This is a genomic window from Pseudolysinimonas sp., assembly GCF_057350545.1.
The window spans coordinates 16,299-37,428 of record NZ_JBMRCP010000071.1; the positions used below are offsets into that span (position 1 = coordinate 16,299).

Genomic DNA, 21,130 nt, shown 5'->3' on the forward strand with positions numbered 1-21,130 from the left:
CCACGCTACGAGTCGCCGGTGACGTAGCGTGGCGAGATGCCGATCGACCCCGACGCCGTGATGTGGAGCGCCCCCGAGCGGGAGCGCACCGGTCGGCCGCACCTCGTGCTGCTGCACGGCTACGGCAGCCACGAGGGCGACCTGTTCCAGCTCGCGCCGTACCTGCCGCCGCAGCTCGTGTTCGCATCGGTGCGGGCGCCGCTGCCGCATCCGATGGGCGCCGGGTTCGCGTGGTACGAACTCGACGGGGATGCCGACGGGGCGGGGGTCGACGACGCGGCCGACGAGCTCGCGGAGTTCCTCGAGGGCGTGCGGGGTCGCGCGTCGTGGCTCGGCACCCTCGGCTTCTCGCAGGGCGGCGTCATCGGACTCCAGGTGCTGCGCCGGCATCCCGCCCTCATCGACGCGCACGTGATGCTCGCGAGCGCGCGGCACCCCGTGGATGCCGACGGCGACCCGGAGCTCACCGCGCGCCGCCCGCCGGTGTTCTGGGGACGCGGCACGGCCGACACGGTCTTCCCGGCCCGGCGATTCGCGGACACCTCGGAATGGCTGCCCGACCACTCGCGGCTCACCGAGCGCATCTACGAAGGGCTCGGGCACGCCGTGTCGGAGCCGATGCTCGACGACGTCTCCGCGTTCCTGCGCGCGAACATGCCGAGGTCCGACTGGACGATCGACCTGTCCGACCCGCCGGTCCTGCGCGCGCCGGTCGACCCGGAGTCGGTCGCCCGGCTGCGCGCGCTGCTGCTCGCCGTGCAGGAGCGTCACGACCCCGCGGCTCCCGAGCTCGCCGAAGCGGAGGAGCTCATCCGCGACCTGCTCGCCGCCGGGCACTCGGTCGACGCGATCGCCGACGACGCGTCGCTCTCCCGCGGACCCGTGCAGCGGGTCGCCGACGGGCACCGGCTCTTCGACGCCGACTGATACGCAAGACCCGGCGGGCTGACGGTGGCAGGCGGGAGGATGTGAGGATGCACGCCGCGCTCGAGCGCTTCTCCCCCGCGACGCGGGAGTGGTTCGCAGGCGCGTTCCCCGAGCCGACGCCCGCCCAGGCCGGGGCGTGGGAGGCGATCTCGTCGGGACGCCACGCGCTCGTCGTCGCGCCGACCGGGTCGGGCAAGACGCTCTCCGCGTTCCTCTGGTCGCTCGACCGGCTCGCGGCGACGCCGAAGCCCGACGATCCGAAGAAGCGCACGAGGGTGCTCTACATCTCGCCGCTCAAGGCGCTCGGTGTCGATGTCGAGCGCAACCTGCGGGCACCGCTCGTCGGCATCTCGGCGACCGGGCGTCGGCTCGGGCAGGAGGTGCCGGCGATCTCGGTGGGCGTGCGTTCGGGCGACACCACGTCCGCCGACCGCCGCCTGCTGCAGCGGGAGCCCCCCGACATCCTCATCACGACGCCCGAGTCGCTCTACCTCATGCTCACGTCGTCGGCGCGGGAGACCCTCACGGGCGTCGAGACCGTCATCGTCGACGAGATCCACGCGGTCGCCGCGTCGAAGCGCGGCGCGCACCTCGCGGTGACGCTCGAGCGATTGGATGCCCACCTCCAGAAACCCGCGCAGCGCATCGGGCTCTCGGCCACCGTGCGGCCGATCGAGGAGGTCGCGCGCTTCCTCGGCGGTCAGGCACCGGTGACCATCGTGCAGCCTCCTGCGGCGAAGACGTTCGACCTGCGCGTCGTCGTGCCGGTGGAGGACATGACCGAGCTCGGCGTGCGCTCGACCGACCCCGTCACCCCCGGCCCGGGAGAACCCGAAGAGACGGGGCTGCAGTCGGCGGGGTCGATCTGGCCGCACGTCGACCGGGCGATCGTGACCCACGTGCTCGAGCACCGCTCGACGATCGTCTTCGCCAACTCGCGCCGTCTCGCGGAGCGCATCACGGCATCCATGAACGAGCTCTACGTCGAGATGGTCACGGGAGAGGCGCCCGAGAAGTTCCCCGCGCAGATGATCGGGCAGTCGGGTGTCACGAAGGCGCCGGCCGCGGTGCTGACCGAGACTCCGATCCTGGCGCGGGCGCATCACGGGTCGGTGTCGAAGGAGCAGCGCGCGCAGATCGAGGACGACCTCAAGTCGGGGCGCCTGCGCTGCGTCGTCGCGACGTCATCCCTCGAACTCGGCATCGACATGGGTGCCGTCGACCTCGTCATCCAGGTCGAGACGCCGCCGTCGGTCGCGAGCGGCCTCCAGCGCGTCGGCCGCGCGGGGCACCAGGTGGGCGAGATCAGCAAGGGCGTGTTGTTCCCGAAGCACCGCGCCGACCTGCTCGGCACCACGGTCGTGAGCGAGCGGATGCGCACCGGGCTCATCGAGGCGATCACCGTTCCGCAGAACCCGCTCGACATTCTCGCGCAGCAGACGGTCGCGGCGGTCGCGCTCGACACGATCGAGGTCGAGGAGTGGTTCGAGACGGTCCGCCGCTCGGCGCCGTTCGCGACCCTCCCGCGCAGCGCGTATGAGGCGACACTCGACCTGCTCGCGGGGCGCTACCCGAGCGACGAGTTCGCCGAGCTGCGCCCGCGCATCGTGTGGGATCGGGTCGCCGGCACTCTCGCAGGTCGCCCGGGGGCGCAGCGGCTCGCGGTGACGAGCGGCGGCACCATCCCCGACCGCGGCATGTTCGGCGTCTTCATCGTCGGCACCGAGGACGGTGCACGTCGGGTCGGCGAGCTCGACGAGGAGATGGTCTACGAGTCGCGGGTCGGCGATGTCATCGCCCTCGGCGCGACGAGCTGGCGCATCGAGGAGATCACGAGCGACCGCGTGCTCGTCACGCCGGCCTTCGGGCAGCCCGGCCGCGTGCCGTTCTGGAAGGGCGACGGGCTGGGCCGTCCGGCGGAACTCGGCAAGGCGATCGGGGCGTTCACGAAAGACCTCGCCGCTCGCCCGGCCGGCATCGAGGATCGGCTGCGCGAATCCGGCCTCGACGAGTGGGCGATCGGCAACCTCCTGCGCTTCGTCGAGGAGCAGAAGGCCGCGACCGGCGCCGTGCCGACCGATACGACGCTGCTCGTCGAGCGGTTCCGCGACGAGCTCGGCGACTGGCGGCTCGTGCTGCACTCCCCTTACGGCACCCCGGTGCACGCGCCGTGGGCCCTCGCAATCTCGGCGCGCATCCGCGAGCGCCTCGGCGTCGAGGGTTCGGCGATGGCCGGCGACGACGGCATCGTCGTGCGGCTGCCCGAGACGGATGCCGACCCGCCCGGCGCGGAGTTGTTCCTGTTCGAGCGCGAGGAACTCGAAGAGCTCGTGACCCTCGAGGTCGGCGGGTCGGCGCTCTTCTCCTCGCGGTTCCGCGAGAACGCCGCGCGCGCGCTGCTGCTGCCCCGCTACAACCCGGGTCGCCGCAACCCGCTGTGGCAGCAGCGGCAACGCAGCGCCCAACTGCTCGACGTGGCGCGCAAGTACCCGTCGTTCCCGATCATCCTCGAGACCGTGCGCGAGGTGCTGCAGGACGTCTATGACCTGCCCGCCCTCGCGGCCCTCACGACCGAGATCGCGACCCGGCAGGTGCGCATGGTCGAGGTCGAGACGAGCACGCCGTCGCCGTTCGCCCGCTCGCTCCTCTTCGGATACGTCGCGGCGTTCATGTACGAGGGCGACTCGCCGCTCGCCGAACGCCGGGCCGCCGCTCTGTCGCTCGACCCGCAGCTGCTCGCCGAGCTGCTCGGGCGCGCGGAGCTGCGCGAGCTGCTCGACCCGAAGGTGATCGAGCAGACCGAGCTGGAGTTGCAGCGCCTCGATCCCGAGCGTCACGCGAAGGATGCCGAGGGTCTCGTCGATCTCCTCCGCCTCCTCGGCCCGATGAGCGTCGAGGAACTGGCTCTTCGGTGGTCGAGTAGCGATCCGCAGGACCGCGTGTCGAGACCGGGTACGAGCGACGTGGGCCCCGCCCCCCCGCCGGCGGCGGCTACTCGACCACCGAGGATCCTCGAGCACCTCGAGAAGCTCGCGCGCGAGAACCGGGTGATCCGCGCGACCATCGCCGGGGCGGCGCGGTGGGCGGTCGTCGAAGACGCGAGCAGGCTGCGGGATGCGCTCGGGGTGCCGCTGCCGATCGGCGTGCCGACGGCGTTCCTCGATCCGGTCGACGATCCTGTCGGCGACCTCGTGTCGCGCTACGTGCGCACCCACGGCCCCTTCACGGTTCAGGATGCCGCCACGCGCCTGGGGCTCGGGGTCGCCGTCGTCACCGACGTGCTGCGCCGCTTCGCCGCCGACCGCCGGGTGGTGGAGGGTGAGTTCCGACCCGGCGCGTCCGGCACCGAATGGGTGGATGCCGAGATCCTGCGTCGCCTGCGCCGCCGGAGCCTCGCGGCCCTCCGCTCCGAGGTGGAGCCCGTGCCGCAGCGCGCCCTCGGCCGATTCCTGCCGACCTGGCACCGATTCGGCGACCTGCGCGGCGTCGACGGCCTCGTGTCCGCGATCGACCAGCTCGCGGGGGTCGCGCTCCCGGCATCCAGCTGGGAGAGCCTCGTGCTGCCCTCGCGGGTGCGCGACTACAGCCCGGCGATGCTCGACGAGCTCACGACGACGGGTGAGGTGCTCTGGTCGGGCCGCGGCGAGCTGCCCGGTGGCGACGGCTGGCTCGTCCTGCATCTCGCCGACACGGCGCCGCTCACCCTCGGCGAACCCGACCTCGCCGAGCACGGCGAGCTGCACGGGCGCATCATCGACGCGCTCGCGGGCGGCGGAGCCTTCTTCTTCCGACAGCTGTCGACGGCACTGAGCCTCACCGGACCGGTCGACGACAAAGACCTCGCGACGGCGCTGTGGGATCTCGTCTGGTCGGGACTCGTGGGCAACGACACCCTCGCACCGCTGCGCTCCCGCCTCGGCGCGACCACCACGCGAGCCCGGACGGCTCCGCGCGCCCGCGGCCGTCGCGCGCCGGGACGGGTGCTCAGCGCGCTCGCGCAGACCGCGCCGCCGACCGTCGCCGGTCGGTGGTCGCTGCTCCCCGCACCCGAGGCCAATCCGACCGTGCGCTCCGCGGCACTCGCCGAGACGCTGCTCGAACGGCACGGCGTCGTCACGCGCGGCGCGGTCGTGTCCGAGGGGGTGCAGGGCGGATTCGCGCTCGCCTACAAGGTGCTCGCCGGCCTCGAGGAGACGGGACGCACCCGCCGCGGCTACTTCGTCGAAGGGCTCGGCGCCGCCCAGTTCGCCACGCCCGCGACGGTCGACCGCCTGCGCACGTTCGCGGCCGAGCCCGAAGAGGGAACACCGCCCGTCGCCGTGACCCTCTCGGCGACCGATCCCGCGAATCCGTATGGCGCCGCGCTCGGCTGGCCGTCGATCGAGGGTCACCGCCCCGGACGCAAGGCCGGCGCACTGGTCGTGCTCGTGGATGGCGGCCTCGCCGTGTACGTCGAGCGCGGCGGCAAGACCGTGCTCACCTTCACGAACGACGAGGAGCCCCTGCGGGCGGCGGCGGTCTCCCTCGCCGAGGCCGTGAAGCGCTCGGGTGGCAGGTTGCGGATCGAGAAGATCAACGGGGAGTGGGGCATCGGCAGCCCGCTCGGCGACGCGCTCCTGGGCGCGGGCTTCGCGCCGACGCCGCAGGGCCTGAGACTACGAGGGTGAAGCGTCTCCTCGTCGTCGTCGCGGTGCTCGCCCTCGCGGCCTTCGCGGTGTGGCTCGTCGCGACCGATCGTGCGGCCCCCGTCGGCGACGCCTCCACCCCCGGAGGTGACCCCGTCCCGGCTGTCGGCGAGGGCATCCCGGTGCCCGCAGGCGCGGACGAGATGGTCGTGGTCGACGTGACCGACGGCGACACTCTGCGACTGCGGGACGCGACCGGTGCGTCCGAGAACGTGCGACTCATCGGCATCGACACCCCCGAGGTCTACCCGGAGTACGAATGCTTCGGCGACGAGGCGGAGGCCGAGCTGCGACGCCTCGCCCCGATCGGCAGCACCCTCCGGGTGGCGACCGACGACGACCCATTCGACGACTACGACCGCCTGTTGCTCTACCTCTGGAACGACGACGACGTCTTCGTCAACCTCGCTCTCGTCGAGGGCGGCTTCGCCGAGGCGATCCGCGTGCAGCCGAACGACCTTCACTTCGACACCCTGCGCGCCGCCGAGGACGCCGCAGCGAGCGCAGGCCTCGGGATGTGGAGCTGTTGAAGGATGCCCGAGGGCGACACCGTCTGGAAGACCGCGCAGCTGCAGCACGCCGCACTCGCGGGGAAGGTGCTGGCGAAGAGCGACTTCCGCGTGCCGAAGTTCGCCACCGTCGATCTCTCCGGTGAGAAGGTGCACGAGGTCGTCGCGCGCGGCAAGCACCTCCTGCACCGGGTCGGCGAGTTCACGATCCACTCGCACCTCAAGATGGAGGGCGTCTGGCGCGCCTACGCCCCCGGTGAGAAGTGGACGCGGCCCGAGTTCAAGGCCCGCGTGATCCTCGACGCCCCCGGCGTGCAGGCGGTGGGCTTCGAGCTCGGGATGCTCGAGCTCCTCCGCACCGCCGACGAGGAGGGCGCCGTCGGCTACCTCGGTCCCGACCTGCTCGGGCCCGACTGGGATGCCGAGGAGGCCGTGCGTCGTCTCGCTGCTGCTCCCGACATCCCGATCTACGTCGCCCTGCTCGACCAGCGCAACCTCGCGGGCGTCGGCAACGTGTACTCGAACGAGATCTGCTTCCTGCGCGGACTGCTGCCGACGAGGCCCGTCGGCGAGACGCCCGCGCTCGACAAGGTCGTCGACCTCGCCGAGCGGCTGCTGCAAGCGAACAAGCAGCGCTTCACCCGGTCGACGACCGGCGACCTGCGGCCCGGGCAGACCTCCTGGGTCTACGGACGGAAAGGTCGGCCGTGCCGGAGGTGCGGCACGAAGCTGCTCGGCGGCGAGCTCGGCCGCGTCGAAGGTCAGGAGCGCGTCGTCACGTGGTGCCCGCGCTGCCAGACGTGAGGTCTCGACACGCGCGCTGCGCGCTACTCGACCACCGAGAAACGGCCTTCGCGCGCTACCCGACCATCGAGAAGCGGCTCACCAGCCGGCGTTGAACGCGACGGTCTCGGACGCCGCGATCACCTGCGCGTCGGTGAGTCGTTCACCGGGCGCGAAGATGTCGGGCACGACCTGCACCGAGAGGAACTCGTCGCCGCGCACCGCGAGCAACCAGGTTCCCGTGAGGAACGCCGCGTCGCCGAACCCCGGCACGTCGCTCGACACCCCGAGCAGTTCGCGCTGCTGCTCGTAACGAGCCGCGCCGCCCGTGGCGAGGAACTGCACTCGGAGCGACCCCGATGACGCCGAGTCGACCGGCTCGACGACGCACGTGTCGCCGCTGCTCGTGCCGGCATCCATCTCGACCTTGACCAGGGCTGCCGTGTCGACGCCCGAGAGCAGCGCGCAGACGTCTGCGCCGGCGGCTTCCTCGTCGTCGTCGGGAGCCGCGTCGTCGGCAGTCGGTTCGTCGCCGGACGGCGCCTCGACCGGGGGCGGAACGGGAGCCGCACACCCGGCGAGCGCGGGAAGTGCCACGAGGCCGAGGCAGACGACCCCGAGGCGGAGTGCCGCGAGCACTGGTCCACGCGAGTTCTTCACGAGTGTTCTCCTTCGATCGGTGGGTTGTCAGAGGGACGCGAGCGCGAGTCGCGCCAGCTCGATCGCGAGGGCACGCTCGTCGGCAGCCCCCTCGTCGTTCACGGTCACGTCGAGGCGATCGTCGCCGACCCGCACCGACGCGAAACAGTGCACGTCGACGACGCACCCGACGTACGCCGCGTCGCCGAGGCCGTCGAGCGGCTCCCTGTCGACGCGTGCGGTCGGCTCCGTCGACCAGTCGGCGTCCCAGGTCGCCGCGCCGCCGGGGAGGAACCCGAGCGTCGCGGTGAGCGCGCCGGCCGAGCCGAGGTCGTTGCGCCAGTAGCAGTGCGTGCCACCTGCTTGAAGGAATCCGGCGTGGAGGACGACGGGCTGCACGGGCGCCGGCAGGTCGACGCGCGACACCGTGCTGCCGAGTGCCGAGCTCGTCTGATCCGCCGTGAGGATGTCGTCGCACGCGAGCGGAGCCTCGAGCCGGTCCGGGGCAGGCGCATCCGCCGAGGTGGCGAGGATGCCGAGCGCGGCCTCCACGACGGTCGCGGCGGCGTCCGGTCCTGTCAGCCCGGCGAGCACCGCGCTCAGCCAGCGGTCGCCCTCGAGCACGTCGACCCGGCACGCGAGGTAGCCCTGCGTCTCGCTGCAGCTGTGCCACGACGAGTCGCCGAACGCGTCGGCTTGCGGCTGGAAGAGCGCGACCTCGCCCGACAGCGCCGTCCAGGCATCCGACGCATTCGGCAGCACCGAGACGGTCAGGTACCGCTCGGTGCCCGACGCTCCCCCGTCGCTCCACTCGCACCGCAGCGCGCCGGCGGCCGACAGCCCGACCTGCGCGAGCGTGTAGTAGCCACCGGCACCGTCGAAGCTGAGGGCGGTCGGCTCGAGGTCGGGACCGAACGCGTCGGCCAGAACGTCGGGAACGAGCAGCGCGTCGCACGTCAGCCCGAGCGTCGACGCGTCCGACGGGGCCGGCTCGGTCGACGCGGGTGCCGCGCACGCGGTGAGGAGTACCAGTCCGAAGGCGGCGGCTGCGGTCGGCAGTGCTCGTTGGGGGGTCATGATCATCCTCACGTCGTCATGAACACGACGCCCGAGCCCCAACGCGGGGTTGACAGCGCCGCCGAGATCAGAGGGAGTCGGTGAGCACGACCGTGGCGGTGTAGCCCGTGGCGGCGTCGGTCATCGTGATCGTGGGCCCGGCGAGGAACTCGTCGTAGCTCATCCATCCGGTGAACTCCAACCGCTCGGTGTCGCCGTAGGCGGAGCTCTCGCTCGAGCAGTAGGTCGGGAACGCGGGCGTCGTCGTACCTGGCGGGACCGTGCCGGACCCGAGCGTCGCGGTCACGCGCACCATCACGACCTCCCCGACGAACGTCGCGGAGAGACCCGAGCGGACGCCGTGGACGTCCCCGACGTAGCAGTTCTGATCGGGGTGACCTCGCAGCACGCGCGCATCCACACCCCCCACCTCGACCCGGATCGCCCGGAGCACGAGCACGCGCTCCGGCTCGCCCGTCGAGATCCGCACGCCGTCGACGACGACCGGGAGACGCTCCGCCGGGGTCGAGAAGGACGCGCCGACCCAGAGCCGCGTGTCGGCCGTCGGCGACGCGTAGAGGTAGGTGGAGGTGGCGCCGTCGTCGGCGGTGAGCGTCAGGCGCACGTTGTACGTGACGCCGGCGCACAGCCCGTCGAACGCGATCCGATGCGTCGAGCCCGCGCTCTCCGAGGTCCAACTGTGCGACCCGCCGGGCCGCGGGCAGACCCCGGGCACCGACTCGGCCCACAGCAGTTCGGCGCTGGCCGTCACGGCGCGGTCGACACGCACCGTCGCGGATGCCTGGAAGGCCCGGGCCACGCCGCTCGCCGACGGCGACACGGTGAAGGTCGCCGAGGTGTCGAGCTCGGGTTGCGGGTCCCGCGAGGCCACCGGCGCACCCTCGCGCCAGGTGCCGAGCACCCAGCCCTCACCGGTGCCCGCTGTGCTCGCCGGCCACGTCGCACGCAGCCGGAGGAACCCGATCGTCTCACCGACGTTGATGCGGCAGTCGTCGCTGCAGATGCGGTGCGGGCGGATGAAGGTCGAGAGCGGCACATCGTAGGAGCGCGTGCGCCCGCTGCACCCGCTCACGCAGGAAAGCAGTCCCACGTCGAGGAGCACGTCGTTGACGGCGAGACCCTCCGGGGTCTGCACCTCGGTCGTGACCAGCAGGGCACCGCCGGCATCCGTCCACCCGATCAGGGCGCCGTAGTCGCACACGACGTTCGGCTCGCCGGGCGAGAACTGCGGGCCGCGCCACGCGCCGCACCGCTGGCCGTTCTCGGTCGTGCCGCGCACGAGCACGGAGTCCTCGGCCGCGTCCGAGGTGAGCACGACGTCGGCGACCCGGACCACGGGCGCGACGACATCCGGACTCGTCATGCGGTACTCGCTCACCCGCAGCGGGGTGTCGCGCTCGAAGGTCGGCCGTCCGTCGCTCGCCGGGAACCAGCCGACGCACACGATGAGCGGCGTCGAGGGCGTCACGGCGAAGGTCGCGCTCGAGCGCCGGGTGTAGGCAGGCTCGTAGTCGTGCGCCGTGAGGTACTCGCCGCTCACGGTCTCGGTGCGCACCGAATGCGGAACCGTCGGGAGGTGCCGACCGCTGCCGTCGTAGGCGCACGAGGGTTCGGTCTCGCGGTCTCCCGCGATCACGTAGATGCGCGTCGTCTCATTCGCGGGGTGCGGGGCCGAGACGAACACCGTGGAGTCGCCGATGGGGTGGATGCGCGTGGGCGGGATGCCGAGGCCGTCCGACACCGCGAGGGTGAGGGCCCGCGTCGCGCGACGATCGAGCTCGTCGGTGGCGTCGAGGTAGACGAAGACGGGGACGTCGGCGAGGAGATCGACGATCTCGATGCAGTGCTGGATCCACGCCTCGCCCTCGAGGCTCTCCTCGGTCCAGCGGTCGATCGCCTCGTCGGTCGTCTCCACCACCTGGCGTCGCGGATCGCCCTGCGAGATGCGCAGGTTGAAGGTGACCGGGAAGTTCGTGCGCGCCCAGAACCGCACGCTGCCCGGCTCCTCGGGAGCGGCGCACTCCGCATCGTTCGCACCGGTCGACCAGACGGTGAGCGGCGGCAGGTCGCCGTCGAGGGTGAGGATCGTGCCCGGAGCGCCCTCGGGGCAGTCCGCCCCGGCGTCCTCGGAGGCGCACGGGTCGCCGGCCGGTGCCTCCGGTGCGGGGATCGCGGCCGGCGGCAGCACATCGGCGGGGTCGTCGGCGGTCGCGAGCTCGTCGATGAGCTCGGCGAGATCTTCGGGTACGGCGTCGTCGGGCACCGACTCGGGGTCGACGGCCTCGCCGATCGCGATCGTCGGACTCACCGGCACCTCGTCGCCGCTCTCCGCGACCAGTTCTTCGAGGGTCAGGTCGTCGGAGACCGGCGCGAGGATGGGCGCCTCGATCGTCGTCGTCTCGATGCGCGTGGTCTCCGGAGCCGCGAAGCGCACCGCGAAGAGCGCCGCAGCGGCGCCCACCGCGAGGGCGGTGACGGCCGCCAGCACGGGGATCAGCCACCTGGGGACGGTCATCCGATGCATCCCATGTCATTGCGCGAAACGACGGCGGTGCTTTCATTGCCCGCAGCATCGCGTGCGCGGATGGTGAACGTCACCGTCCCGTACGAAGGGTCGGGAGCCGTGTATGCAAACCGCCACACGCCACCGGAGAGCGTCATCGGCTGGTTGCTTCCGCTGTTAAGCCCGCTCCAAGAGACGCGGACACCCGCGACAGCCACGTTGTCGACGACGACCGCCTGCACTTCGTACCCGCAGCCGTTCCCCGTGATCGCGGTCTGCTGGATCGAGGGCGGCGACGTGTCACCGGGCCCCGGGTTGGGTGCGGGGTTGGGGCCGGGCGCGGGGTCCGGCTCTGGTGGGGGTGCCGGTTCGTGGGTCGGGGTCGAGACGACCGCGACCGGGCACGCGCCGCCCACCGGAAGTGCGTCGAGCGCAGACATCCCGCCATCGAGCGCCACGTCGCCGAGGCCGACCCAGACCGTGCTGCCGACCGAGCCGGGGTCGCGCACGCCGACCCACCGCGAGTCGTCGCTGCGCTGCGTCGCGAGCACCCGGGTGCCGGCGGCGAGGCGGCCGATGCGCTGGCCGTCGACGCAGGCGTAGGCGGGTGCGGACTCGGCGAGCGCGGCGGGCACGTCGACGACGGTTGCGCCCTCGGGTCGACCGACGAGGCCGGAGACCCCGACCGCTCCGCCGACGATGGCGCCGGCGACGATGAGCGCGAGCCACGGCAGCCAGGAGAACACCCCGCCGCCCCAGCCCGGGGCGGTCGAGGAGGAGACGGAGGTCCCGGGGTCACCGGCCGCCACCCGCGCACGGATGGCGTCGGCGACCCCGGTGGCGTCACCCTGCTCCGCCGCCCGACCGAGCGCGTCGCGCAGGCGGCTGTCGAGTTCGTCGAACTCAGCCATGGTGATCCTCCCTCCTCAGTCGCGCCGCGAGCGCCTTGCGGGCGCGGTGCAGCTGGGTCTTCACGGTGCCGGCACTCACTCCGAGACCTTCGGCGACCTGATCCACCGACTGGTCGAGGAGGTAGTGCAGCACGCACACCTCTTTCTGTTGCCGCGGCAGCTCCTCGAGCGCCGTGAGCACGTCGATGTCGAGACCGACCAGCGCGGAGTCGTAACTCTCGTCGTCGGTTCCGACCTTGGCATAGGCACGAGACTCGGCCCCGCGAGAACGCTGCAGGTCACGTGCACGGTTGCTCGCGACGACCGTGATCCACGCGGCGACGTTCGTGATCTCGCGTGCCGGCGGCTTCGCGAGGAACCCGACGATCGCGTCCTGCACGGCGTCGGCGGCGTCCTGGCGGTTGCCGGTGACGAGTCCGACGGCCGCGACGACCTTCGGGTACTCGCGCGCGACGAAGGCGTCCAGGTCGACCTGGGTCCTCTCGGCCACGGCGGTTCTCACGCTTCTTCGACGCGGGGCGCCCCCGATCGGGTTGACCGGGAGCGATGAATCGGCGATGCGGTCGTTGCGACGGAACTGCCGACAGCATCCCGCACGTGCACTGTCGCGCGCCAGTGCTGCGGGCGCGACGAGTCTCCTCCACGCGGCCCGGCGGGCTGAGTCGGATAGCCCCTTGCCGGGGCTCGCCCGCCGGGTTACCGTCCGGAGCGTGCCCCGCTCGAAACCCGACCCCGACCGCGCCGAACACCGTTGGCCCGCGGTCGGCGCCATCCTCGTCGCGCTGACGCTCTACGCCCTCCTGCCGAGCAGCTTCTTCCCCGAACTGCGCATCGCCGTGGTCGGGATCTGCGTTCTGCTGCTCATCCCCGTCGTCGTGCTCAACCCGCTGCGCATGAGCACCCAGACCCGCTGGTCGCGAGCGTTCTCGATCCTGGGCACCGTCGTGCTCGCGATCGCCAACCACGTGGCGCTCGTGCAGCTCGTGCTTCAACTCGTCGAGGCGAAGAGCGACGCCGACGGCACGCTGCTGCTGGCCGCGACGCAGGTGTGGCTCACCCACGTCATCGTCTACGCGCTCATCTTCTGGGAGATGGATCGCGGCGGGCCGGTCGTGCGGGCGACGACCGAATCTCGCAGCGCCCTGCCCGCCGCCGACTTCCGCTTCCCGCAGGACGAAGACCACGACGCCGTCGACGAAGTCGCCCGGGGGTCCTCCGCGAAGTCCGACTGGACGGCGGGGTTCGTCGACTACGCCTACATGTCACTCACCAACACGATGGCCTTCAGCCCGCCCGACGTGATGGCGCTGAGGCCGCGGGCGAAGATCCTCGTCGGGATGCAGGCGTTCGCGGGTTTCGTGATCCTCGTGCTCGTCATCGCGCGGGCGGTGTCGCTGCTGGGGTAGGCCGCGGTCAGGGCTGGATGACGACCTTCACGCAGCCGTCCTCCTTCTTCTTGAACACGTCGTACATCGCCGGCGCCTCGTCGAGCCCCACGCGATGGGTCACCAGGTCCTCGGTGCCGAGCGGGTCGGCGGGGTCTTCGACGAGCGGCAGGATGGCGTCGCGCCACCGATGCACATTGCACTGCCCCATCCGGATCGCGACCTGCTTGTCGAAGAGCTGCAGCATCGGGAACGGGTCGGCGACGCCGCCATACACTCCGCTGACCGAGACCGTGCCGCCGCGCCGCACGACGTCGAACGAGAACATCAGTGCGGCGAGCCGATCGACTCCGACCGTCTGCATCAGGCCCTTCGCGATCGGCTCGGGCAGCCGCACCGACGTGTTCTGCACGAACGCGGCGACCGGGTTCCCATGGGCTTCCATCCCGACCGCGTCGATCACGGCATCCGGCCCGCGACCCCGCGTGCGGTCACGCAACCACTCATCCGCCCCCTCGAGGTCGCTCGTCTCGATCCCGTGACGCTCGGCCATCGTCCGACGCTCCTCGACCGGATCGACGGCGTACACCTCGTAGCCGCGGAACCGGGCGATGCGTGCGGCGAACTGCCCGACCGGCCCGAGGCCGACGACGGCGATCGACCCGCCCGGCTCGACGCCTGCGTAGTCGACGCCCTGCCACGCCGTCGGGAGGATGTCGCTCAGGAACAGGTAGCGGTCGTCGGGGAGATCGGCCCCGACCTTCAGGAGGTTGTAGTCCGCACGCAGGATGCGCATGCGTTCGGCCTGCCCGCCGGGGACCGACCCGTACAGCTCGGTGTACCCGTAGAGCTGCGCACCCGAACCCTGCTCCCTCACCTGGGTCGTCTCGCACTGCGTCTGCAGTCCGCGCTCGCACATGAAGCACTCGCCGCACGCGATTACGAACGGCACGACGACGCGGTCACCCGGCTTGACGGAGGTGACCGCCGACCCGACCTCCTCGACGATTCCCATCGACTCATGGCCGAGGATGTCGCCGCGGTGCAGGAAGGGCGTGAGCACGTCGTAGAGGTGGAGGTCGGAGCCGCAGATCGCGGTCGACGTGATGCGGATCACGGCATCGGTCGGCTCCTCGATCCGAGGGTCGGGCACCTCTTCGACGGCGACGCGGTTGGTTCCCTGCCAGGTGAGAGCTCTCATCCCTCAGGTCTACGTCGCGCCGCGGTGAACCGCGCGGGGTTGACACTCCCGGGTCAGTCGACGCGCAGCGTCTCCGCCAGGTGCCGGAGGGCATGCTCGATGGTGAGCGCCACGACCCCCTCCGGGTCCCCGTCGAAGGCGTGTGCGAAGTCGTGCGTCGCGGCGCGCGTCGCCGTGCAGATGAACACGGTGCCGGGCGGGCTGCCCTCCTCGTCGCCCGGGCCACCGACACCGGTGACCGCGACGGCGGCATCCGCCCCCGTCACCTCGAGTGCGCCGACGGCCATGGCCCGAGCAGCGTCCGGAGTGACGACGGGACCCTCGGGCACGCCCAGCACGCGGTGCTTCGTCGCGCTCGTGTAGGCCACGACGCCCCCGGCGAACCAGTCGACCGCGTCGGCGGTCTTCGCGAGGGTGGCGCTCAGCTCACCGCCGGTCAGCGATTCGGCGACCGCCACCGCGAACCCGCGACCCTGCGCCTGCGCTCTCACCTCGTCCGCAAGCCGGGCGATCCGGGGGCGATCCACGCTCACGCCGCGTCCCGGCCTCTAAGGTCGAACGCGTGGGAACCCTCTTCTACGGAGCTTCGCGCACGCCGATCCGCATCGACGACCGCATCCTCGCGCACCTGAAACTGGTGGTGACGTCGAAGCTGCGCCGCAACGAGCCGTTCCTCATCTCGTGGCACGACTCGGCCGATGTCGGCGGCGGACGCAGCTCGATCTGGGTGCACCCGACGTGCGACCTGCACTACAAGTTCGACGGCGGCTCGGCCGCGGCGATCGACCAGGACCTCATCGAGGCGATGAGCGTCGCGGCGAACGCGGCGCGCGGCATCGAGATCGACGAGGCGACCCTGCGCTGAACGGCGACGGCCGCGCGACGGCTCACGCGCCGTCATGCCCCTCGCCGATCCGCCCCGCCCGCGCTCGACGACCGCGCACCTCGAGGTCGGCGATCAGCTCGTCATCGACGAGCTCGTCGCCGACCAGCTCCACGGCTTCCGCGATGATCTGGCTCGCCGGGCCGACGAGGAGGTCGAACCGCGTGACGCGTCCGCCCTCGCCGATGCCCGGCACGTTGACCTTGTCAGCCTGACCCGCGCGCGCGAGTACGGCGGCGTATTCGAGCAGCGCGTCGGCGACGGCGTCTCCGGTGAAGAAGATCTGGCCGCTGTAGCTGACGCGCTTCATGCCCTCGCGCTCTGCAGTCGGAGGACGGCGGTCTCGAGGTCGAAGCACTGCGCGACCTCGACCGAGGTGTTGTAGACCTCGCCGAGGAGCGACACGAAGATCGGTCCGGCGAGCTGGACATAGCCCACCGTGCGACCGTCTTCGAGGACGCGATACACGTCGTCGAGCACGAGCACGGTGGCGAGCGTCGGGCGAGCCGACGGGAGAGCGGGGGGCGCCGTGACGGTGGAACCGGACCGCACGTCACGGGCCGCGGTGCGGCTCCGGGGGTCGGCGGTGAGTGTCATGGTAGGTCCATGTTCTTCCGCGGGCGCGGAAGATCCCAGGGCTTGCCAGCTTGGGACGACCGGTGCTACTCCGTCACGCGCACGACCGCAGCGGAGTCCGGCGGCAGCGTGACGGGGTTGCCGGCGACCTCGTCCACCGAGGCGAACAACACCTCGCCGGACACCCCGGTCGACCACGCAGCGTCGCCGAGATTGACGAGGATGCGCAGTCCGCCGCGCTCGAGGACGACCGTTCGGGCCTCCTCGTCGACCTGCGCGCGGAGTGTTCCCAGGCGAGGGCTCCGCAGGTCGGGCTCGCGCTCGCGGAGGGCGATGAGGTCGCGGTACTGGGCGAGGAGCGTCGCATGCGGCTGTCGGTCGAGCTCCCCCCAGTCGAGCTTCGACCGCTGGAACGTCTGCGGGTCTTGGGGATCCGGCACGACCTCCGGGTCCCAGCCGTGACGCGAGAACTCGGCGATCCGACCTTCGGCGGTGGCGCGACCGAGCTCCGGCTCGGGGTGGGAGGTGAAGAACTGCCACGGGGTCGAGGCCCCCCACTCCTCGCCCATGAAGAGCATCGGCGTCGAGGGACTCAGCACCGTGAGCACGGCGGCGATCGCGAGCCGGTGGGGCGAGAGGGATGCGGTCAGCCGATCACCGATCGCGCGGTTGCCGATCTGGTCGTGGTCTTGCGAGAAGGTGACGAGACGCCACGCCTCGGTGTCGTCGTCGAGGGGCACCCCGTGCACCCGCTCGCGGAACGACGACCACGTGCCGGCGTGGAAGAAGCCGCGCGTGGACACCGCTCCGAGCGCCGAGAGCGGCGCGAAGTCGGCGTAGTACCCGGTCGTCTCGCCGGTGAGCGCGACGTGCACCGCGTGGTGGTAGTCGTCGCTCCACTGGCCGGTGAGCTCGTACCCGCCCTCGGAGCGCGGACGGAACATCACGGGGTCGTTCAGGTCGGACTCCGCGATGAGCGTCAGGGGGCGATCGAGTCGCTGGGCGAGCTCGTGGGTCTCCCGCGCGAGGGTGGCCAGGATGTGCTCGCTCGAACTGTCCCGCAGGGCGTGCACGGCGTCGAGGCGCAACCCGTCGACGCCGTACTCCTCGAACCACATCCGCGCGTTGTCGAGGATGTAGCGGCGCACCTCGGGCTCGTCGAGGTTCACCTCCGCGCCCCACGTATTGGCCCCCTCCTCGCGGAGGTACGGTCCGAACAGCGGCAGGTAGTTGCCGCTCGGGCCGAGGTGGTTGTAGACGACGTCCTGGATGACGCCGAGCCCCCGTTCGTGGCAGGCCGCGACGAAACGCGCATACGCGTCGGGGCCGCCGTACGACTCCTGCACCGCGAACCAGGCCACGCCGTCGTAGCCCCAGTTCCACTCACCGTTGAAGGCGTTCACGGGCAGCAGTTCGACGAAGGCGACGCCGAGGTCGACGAGGTGCCCGAGTCGCGCGATCGCGGCGTCGAGCGTGCCCTCCGCGGTGAACGTGCCGACGTGCAGCTCGTAGATGACGCCGTCGGCGAGTGGTCGTCCCCGCCAGTCTCCGACGTCGGCGGTGCGGGGATGCACCGCCTCACTGAGGCCGTGCACGCCGTCGGGAAGGCGGCGGCCGCGCGGGTCGGGTCGCGGCACCGGGTCGCCGTCGAGCAGGAAGCCGTACCGCGCGCCGTCGGGGAGCAGCGGTCCCGACCACCAGCCGCCCGGGGCGCGGCTCATCGCGCGCACCTCACCGTCGATCTCGACGCTCATCCGCTCCACGAGGGGAGCCCAGACGCGCACGCTCATCCGTCCGTCCGCAGCAGGAGCGCCACCGGGTAGCGAGCGAGCAGCGCGGCGAGCGGGATGCTGTCGCCCTCGACGACGTCGCCCGTGAACGCTTCGACATAGCGGGCGGTCGGCACGAGCAGCGCGGTGTCGCCCCAGCCGCCGGCGCGCTCGAGCCCGAGGGGCAGCCGAGTGGCGACGACGACCGCCCCTCCGCGGTCGGCGGAGACGACGTGCGACGCCGCCGACCCGACCGCCGGGAGCGGCACGTAGCGGTCGAAGAGCTCGGGTCGGTCGCGCCTGGCGCGAAGGGTGCGGGAGGTCACGAGCAGCTTCGCGGCGCCGTCGGCTCCCAGCGCCGGCAGCTCCCCCGCGTCGAGGCGCGCGAGGAGGGCGCGGCGCTCGGCGAAGTCGACGGGTCGCCGATTGTCGGGATCGACGAGCGACCGCTCCCACAGCTCGCTTCCCTGGTACACGTCGGGCACGCCGGGCCCGGCGAGCTGGAGCACCTTGGCGGCGAGTCCGTTCGACCATCCCGCGGGCTCGAGGCGTGCGACGATCTCGTCGACGTCGGCCCGCGTCGCGGCGTCGTCGAAGACGCTGTCGACGAGCGCGTGCATCTTCTCCTCGAAGCGTTCGTCGGGTCGGGTCCACGTCGTCGACATCCCGGCCTCACGCGCCGCCTTCTCCGCGTAACCGTGCAGGGCTTCCCGCTCGCGCGGCCACGATCCGACGATCGACTCCCAGAGCAGGTTCTCGAGCGTGCCGTCGCCCAGGTCGTGCGTCTCGCGCCGCCGGGCGAGGAACGCCGTCCACTCGCGGGGCACCTCGGCGATCGCGGTGATGCGCGCCCGGGTGTCTTCGCCACGCTTTGTGTCGTGAGTCGACAGCGTCGTCATCGATCCCGGGAGCGCCGCGAGTCGCGACTGCTGCCTCGCGTGGAAGTCGTCGACCCGGAGCGCGAACTCGTCGGGGTCGCCGCCCACCTCGGTGAGCGAGGCGAGCCGCGAGACGCGGTAGAAGGCGGTGTCTTCGACGCCCTTCGCCATGACCATGCCCGAGGTCTGCTGGAAGCGCACGGCCACCCGGCGAGCGGGATCGCGCAGCGCGTCGGCGACGACGTCGAGCGCCGCGCGGAGCTCGGGCCGCCGGCGATGGGCGTCGCGGACGGCATGCTCGAGGTGCTCCACGCCGTACGGCAGATAGGACCGGTAGACGGGGAAGCACGCGAGCAGTTCGGCGAGGGCATCCGCGAGTTGCTCGGGATCGCCCGCGCCGGCATCCTCGGCGAGCAGATCGCGGGTGAGGCGCAGCACCTCGGAGCGCAGGATGCCGTCCGCGACCCCGCGCTTCGTGCCGTGGATGAGGTCCGCCCACGAGCGACGCTCCCCGCGGAGCCGCACGTCGAGGTCTTCAAGCACCGCACGCCCCGCCGGGTCGACGAGCACGCGATCGATCTCGGCGAGCGCGTCGTAGCCCGTCGTGCCGGCGGTCGCCCAGAACGGCGGCAGCGACTCGCCGCCCTCGAGGATCTTCTCGACGAGCACGTAGGCCCCGTCGGTCGCCTCGGCGAGCCGGTCGAGGTAGCCGCCCGGGTCGGCGAGCCCGTCGGGATGATCGACGCGCAGCCCGTCGACGAGGCCCTCGCGCAGCCAGCGCAGGATCTCGCGGTGCGTCTCGTCGAACACCTCGGGCAGTTCGACCCGCACGGCGGCGAGTTCGTTGACCGCGAAGAAGCGGCGGTAGTTGAGCTCGGCGTCGGCACGGGTCCAGTGCACGAGCTCGTAGTGCTGAGCGGCGTGCACCGCGAGCACGTCGTCGCCGTCGGTGCCGGGTGCGAGCGGGTAGCGGTGGTCGTGGTACCGCAGCTCGCCGCCCTCGACTCGCAGGGCGCCGGACGTGGCGGCGTCCTCGAGGTCCTCGCCGAGCACGGGGATGCGGAGCCGCCCGCCGCCGGCCTCCCAGTCGATGTCGTAGAAGTGCGCGCTCGTCGAGTCGCGCCCGAGCCGCAGCAACTCCCACCAGCAGGCGTTCGCGCGCGGGACGCCGACGCCGACGTGGTTCGGCACGATGTCGACGAGGACGCCGAGCCCGAGCTCCCGGGCTCGGGCCGACGCGCGGGCGAGTCCCTCAGGACCGCCGCGCTCGTGATCGACGCGACCGTGGTCGATCACGTCATAGCCGTGCGTCGAGCCGGGCGTCGCGGCCAGGAGCGGCGAGAGGTAGAGCCAGTCGGCACCGAGCTCTCGCACGTAGTCCGCGACCTCTGCGACCGCCTCGAGGGGGAAGTCGGCCGACACCTGCAGCCGGTAGGTCGAGACGGGCTGCCGGCTCACGACGCCTCCGGACCGGCGGGGGTCAGCGAGGCGCTCACCGCCGCGTCGCCCGTCTCCGGCGCGACGTGCTCGCGCAGCACGATGAGGGAGTGCGGCGACATCGTGAGGCGATCACCCCGGGAGATCGGATCGCGGTCGACGTCGGAGCCGCTCGTGTCGACGACGACATCCCAGGTGAGCCCGTCGAAGACGTCGGGGATGACGACCTCGAGGTCGGAGTCGTCGGCCGAGAGCCAGATCAGGAAGTGACGGTCGACGATGCGCTCGCCGCGCACGCCGCGACCCCGGATGCCCTGGCCGTTGAGGAACATGCCGATCGCCTTGCCGAAGCCGGCATCCCAGTCGTCGGGCTGCATGAGCTCGCCCGACGGTCGCAGCCACTCCAGGTCGGGCCACGGGTCGCCCTGCGCTCCGCGCTTCACGGGTCGCCCGTCGAAGAAGCGCGCGCGTCGGAACGTCGGGTGGTCGCGCCGCAGCCGGATGAGCGCGGAGGTGAACTCGATCAACCCGCGATCGGCCGTGTCCCAGTCGACCCAGGAGAGCTCGGAGTCCTGCGCGTACACGTTGTTGTTGCCGAGCTGCGTGCGCCCGAGCTCGTCGCCGTGCAGGATCATCGGCACACCCTGGCTCAGCAGCAGCGTCGCGAGGATGTTGCGCTGCCGGCGCGCGCGCAGGGTGAGAATGTCGGGATCCTCGGTCTCGCCTTCGACGCCCGAGTTCCACGACCGGTTGTGGCCCTCGCCGTGGTTGCCGTCCTCGCGGTTCGCGTCGTTGTGCTTCTCGTCGTACGACACGAGGTCGCGCAAGGTGACGCCGACGTGGGCGGAGACGAAGTTGATGGACGCGACCGGCCGGCGGCCGTCCTGCTGGTAGAGGTCGGCCGACCCCGTGATGCGCGCCGCGAACTCGCCGAGCGTCGCGGGCTCACCGCGCCAGAAGTCGCGCA

General features: G+C 71.9%; 17 protein-coding genes and 1 pseudogene. 6 read left to right on the top strand and 12 right to left on the bottom strand.

The window, feature by feature from the left end:
- The first annotated feature begins 36 nt into the window (after window positions 1-36).
- The 4 genes from ACO1X9_RS10155 to ACO1X9_RS10170 are packed head-to-tail and all read left to right on the top strand — an operon-like array spanning window position 37 to window position 6,925.
- Window positions 37-927, top strand: a complete 891-nt coding sequence (locus tag ACO1X9_RS10155; protein WP_486350716.1) for an alpha/beta hydrolase — start codon at window positions 37-39, stop codon at window positions 925-927.
- Window positions 928-974: 47 nt separating this feature from the next.
- Window positions 975-5,594, top strand: a complete 4,620-nt coding sequence (locus ACO1X9_RS10160) for a DNA glycosylase AlkZ-like family protein (RefSeq protein ID WP_486350717.1) — start codon at window positions 975-977, stop codon at window positions 5,592-5,594.
- The gene (locus ACO1X9_RS10165) at window positions 5,591-6,142 is read left to right on the top strand and encodes a thermonuclease family protein (protein ID WP_486350718.1); all 552 of its coding nucleotides are present in this window, start codon (window positions 5,591-5,593) and stop codon (window positions 6,140-6,142) included. The genes ACO1X9_RS10160 and ACO1X9_RS10165 overlap by 4 nt, the downstream gene beginning before the upstream one ends.
- Window positions 6,143-6,145: 3 nt before the next feature.
- On the top strand, window positions 6,146-6,925 hold the full coding sequence (locus tag ACO1X9_RS10170; protein ID WP_486350719.1) for a DNA-formamidopyrimidine glycosylase family protein: 780 nt from the start codon (window positions 6,146-6,148) through the stop codon (window positions 6,923-6,925).
- A gap of 78 nt (window positions 6,926-7,003) precedes the next feature.
- Here the strand turns inward: ACO1X9_RS10170 and ACO1X9_RS10175 are convergent, their stop codons facing one another.
- From ACO1X9_RS10175 to ACO1X9_RS10195, 5 genes are all read right to left on the bottom strand, one after another.
- Entirely contained in the window at window positions 7,004-7,564 is a 561-nt protein-coding gene (locus tag ACO1X9_RS10175; RefSeq protein WP_486350720.1) for a hypothetical protein, read from the bottom strand.
- A gap of 27 nt (window positions 7,565-7,591) precedes the next feature.
- Window positions 7,592-8,620, bottom strand: a complete 1,029-nt coding sequence (locus ACO1X9_RS10180) for a hypothetical protein (protein ID WP_486350721.1) — start codon at window positions 8,618-8,620, stop codon at window positions 7,592-7,594.
- A gap of 67 nt (window positions 8,621-8,687) precedes the next feature.
- Window positions 8,688-11,135, bottom strand: coding sequence for a hypothetical protein (locus ACO1X9_RS10185; RefSeq protein WP_486350722.1), 2,448 nt, complete (start codon window positions 11,133-11,135; stop codon window positions 8,688-8,690).
- On the bottom strand, window positions 11,132-12,034 hold the full coding sequence (locus tag ACO1X9_RS10190) for a hypothetical protein (protein ID WP_486350723.1): 903 nt from the start codon (window positions 12,032-12,034) through the stop codon (window positions 11,132-11,134). The genes ACO1X9_RS10185 and ACO1X9_RS10190 overlap by 4 nt, the downstream gene beginning before the upstream one ends.
- A complete protein-coding gene (locus ACO1X9_RS10195) occupies window positions 12,027-12,524 on the bottom strand; it encodes an RNA polymerase sigma factor (protein WP_486350724.1) in 498 nt (165 codons plus the stop codon). The genes ACO1X9_RS10190 and ACO1X9_RS10195 overlap by 8 nt, the downstream gene beginning before the upstream one ends.
- Window positions 12,525-12,744: 220 nt before the next feature.
- Here ACO1X9_RS10195 and ACO1X9_RS10200 point away from each other — a divergent pair, with 220 nt between their 5' ends.
- The gene (locus ACO1X9_RS10200; protein WP_486350725.1) at window positions 12,745-13,440 is read left to right on the top strand and encodes a hypothetical protein; all 696 of its coding nucleotides are present in this window, start codon (window positions 12,745-12,747) and stop codon (window positions 13,438-13,440) included.
- A 7-nt stretch (window positions 13,441-13,447) separates the two neighbouring features.
- On the opposite strand, the gene ACO1X9_RS10205 is transcribed toward ACO1X9_RS10200, so the two are convergent.
- Entirely contained in the window at window positions 13,448-14,620 is a 1,173-nt protein-coding gene (locus ACO1X9_RS10205) for an alcohol dehydrogenase catalytic domain-containing protein (RefSeq protein WP_486350726.1), read from the bottom strand.
- Between the two features lie 53 nt (window positions 14,621-14,673).
- A complete protein-coding gene (locus ACO1X9_RS10210) occupies window positions 14,674-15,147 on the bottom strand; it encodes a CinA family protein (protein ID WP_486350727.1) in 474 nt (157 codons plus the stop codon).
- Between the two features lie 35 nt (window positions 15,148-15,182).
- On the opposite strand from ACO1X9_RS10210, the gene ACO1X9_RS10215 reads away from it, so the two are divergent.
- Window positions 15,183-15,485, top strand: a complete 303-nt coding sequence (locus tag ACO1X9_RS10215; protein ID WP_486350728.1) for a DUF7882 family protein — start codon at window positions 15,183-15,185, stop codon at window positions 15,483-15,485.
- A gap of 22 nt (window positions 15,486-15,507) precedes the next feature.
- Here ACO1X9_RS10215 and ACO1X9_RS10220 read toward each other — a convergent pair whose 3' ends face one another.
- The 5 genes and pseudogenes from ACO1X9_RS10220 to ACO1X9_RS10240 all read right to left on the bottom strand — a co-directional run.
- On the bottom strand, window positions 15,508-15,813 hold the full coding sequence (locus ACO1X9_RS10220; RefSeq protein ID WP_486350729.1) for a hypothetical protein: 306 nt from the start codon (window positions 15,811-15,813) through the stop codon (window positions 15,508-15,510).
- A complete protein-coding gene (locus ACO1X9_RS10225; RefSeq protein WP_486350730.1) occupies window positions 15,810-16,100 on the bottom strand; it encodes a hypothetical protein in 291 nt (96 codons plus the stop codon). The genes ACO1X9_RS10220 and ACO1X9_RS10225 overlap by 4 nt, the downstream gene beginning before the upstream one ends.
- 65 nt (window positions 16,101-16,165) lie before the next feature.
- Entirely contained in the window at window positions 16,166-17,869 is a 1,704-nt protein-coding gene (gene treZ, locus ACO1X9_RS10230) for a malto-oligosyltrehalose trehalohydrolase (protein ID WP_486350731.1), read from the bottom strand.
- Window positions 17,866-20,184: a malto-oligosyltrehalose synthase gene (treY, locus tag ACO1X9_RS10235; protein ID WP_486350732.1), complete on the bottom strand. Its 2,319-nt coding sequence runs from the start codon at window positions 20,182-20,184 to the stop codon at window positions 17,866-17,868. The genes treZ and treY overlap by 4 nt, the downstream gene beginning before the upstream one ends.
- Window positions 20,181-21,130: pseudogene (locus tag ACO1X9_RS10240) on the bottom strand (glycogen debranching enzyme); the annotation flags it as partial. The pseudogene ACO1X9_RS10240 and the gene treY, both read right to left, overlap by 4 nt.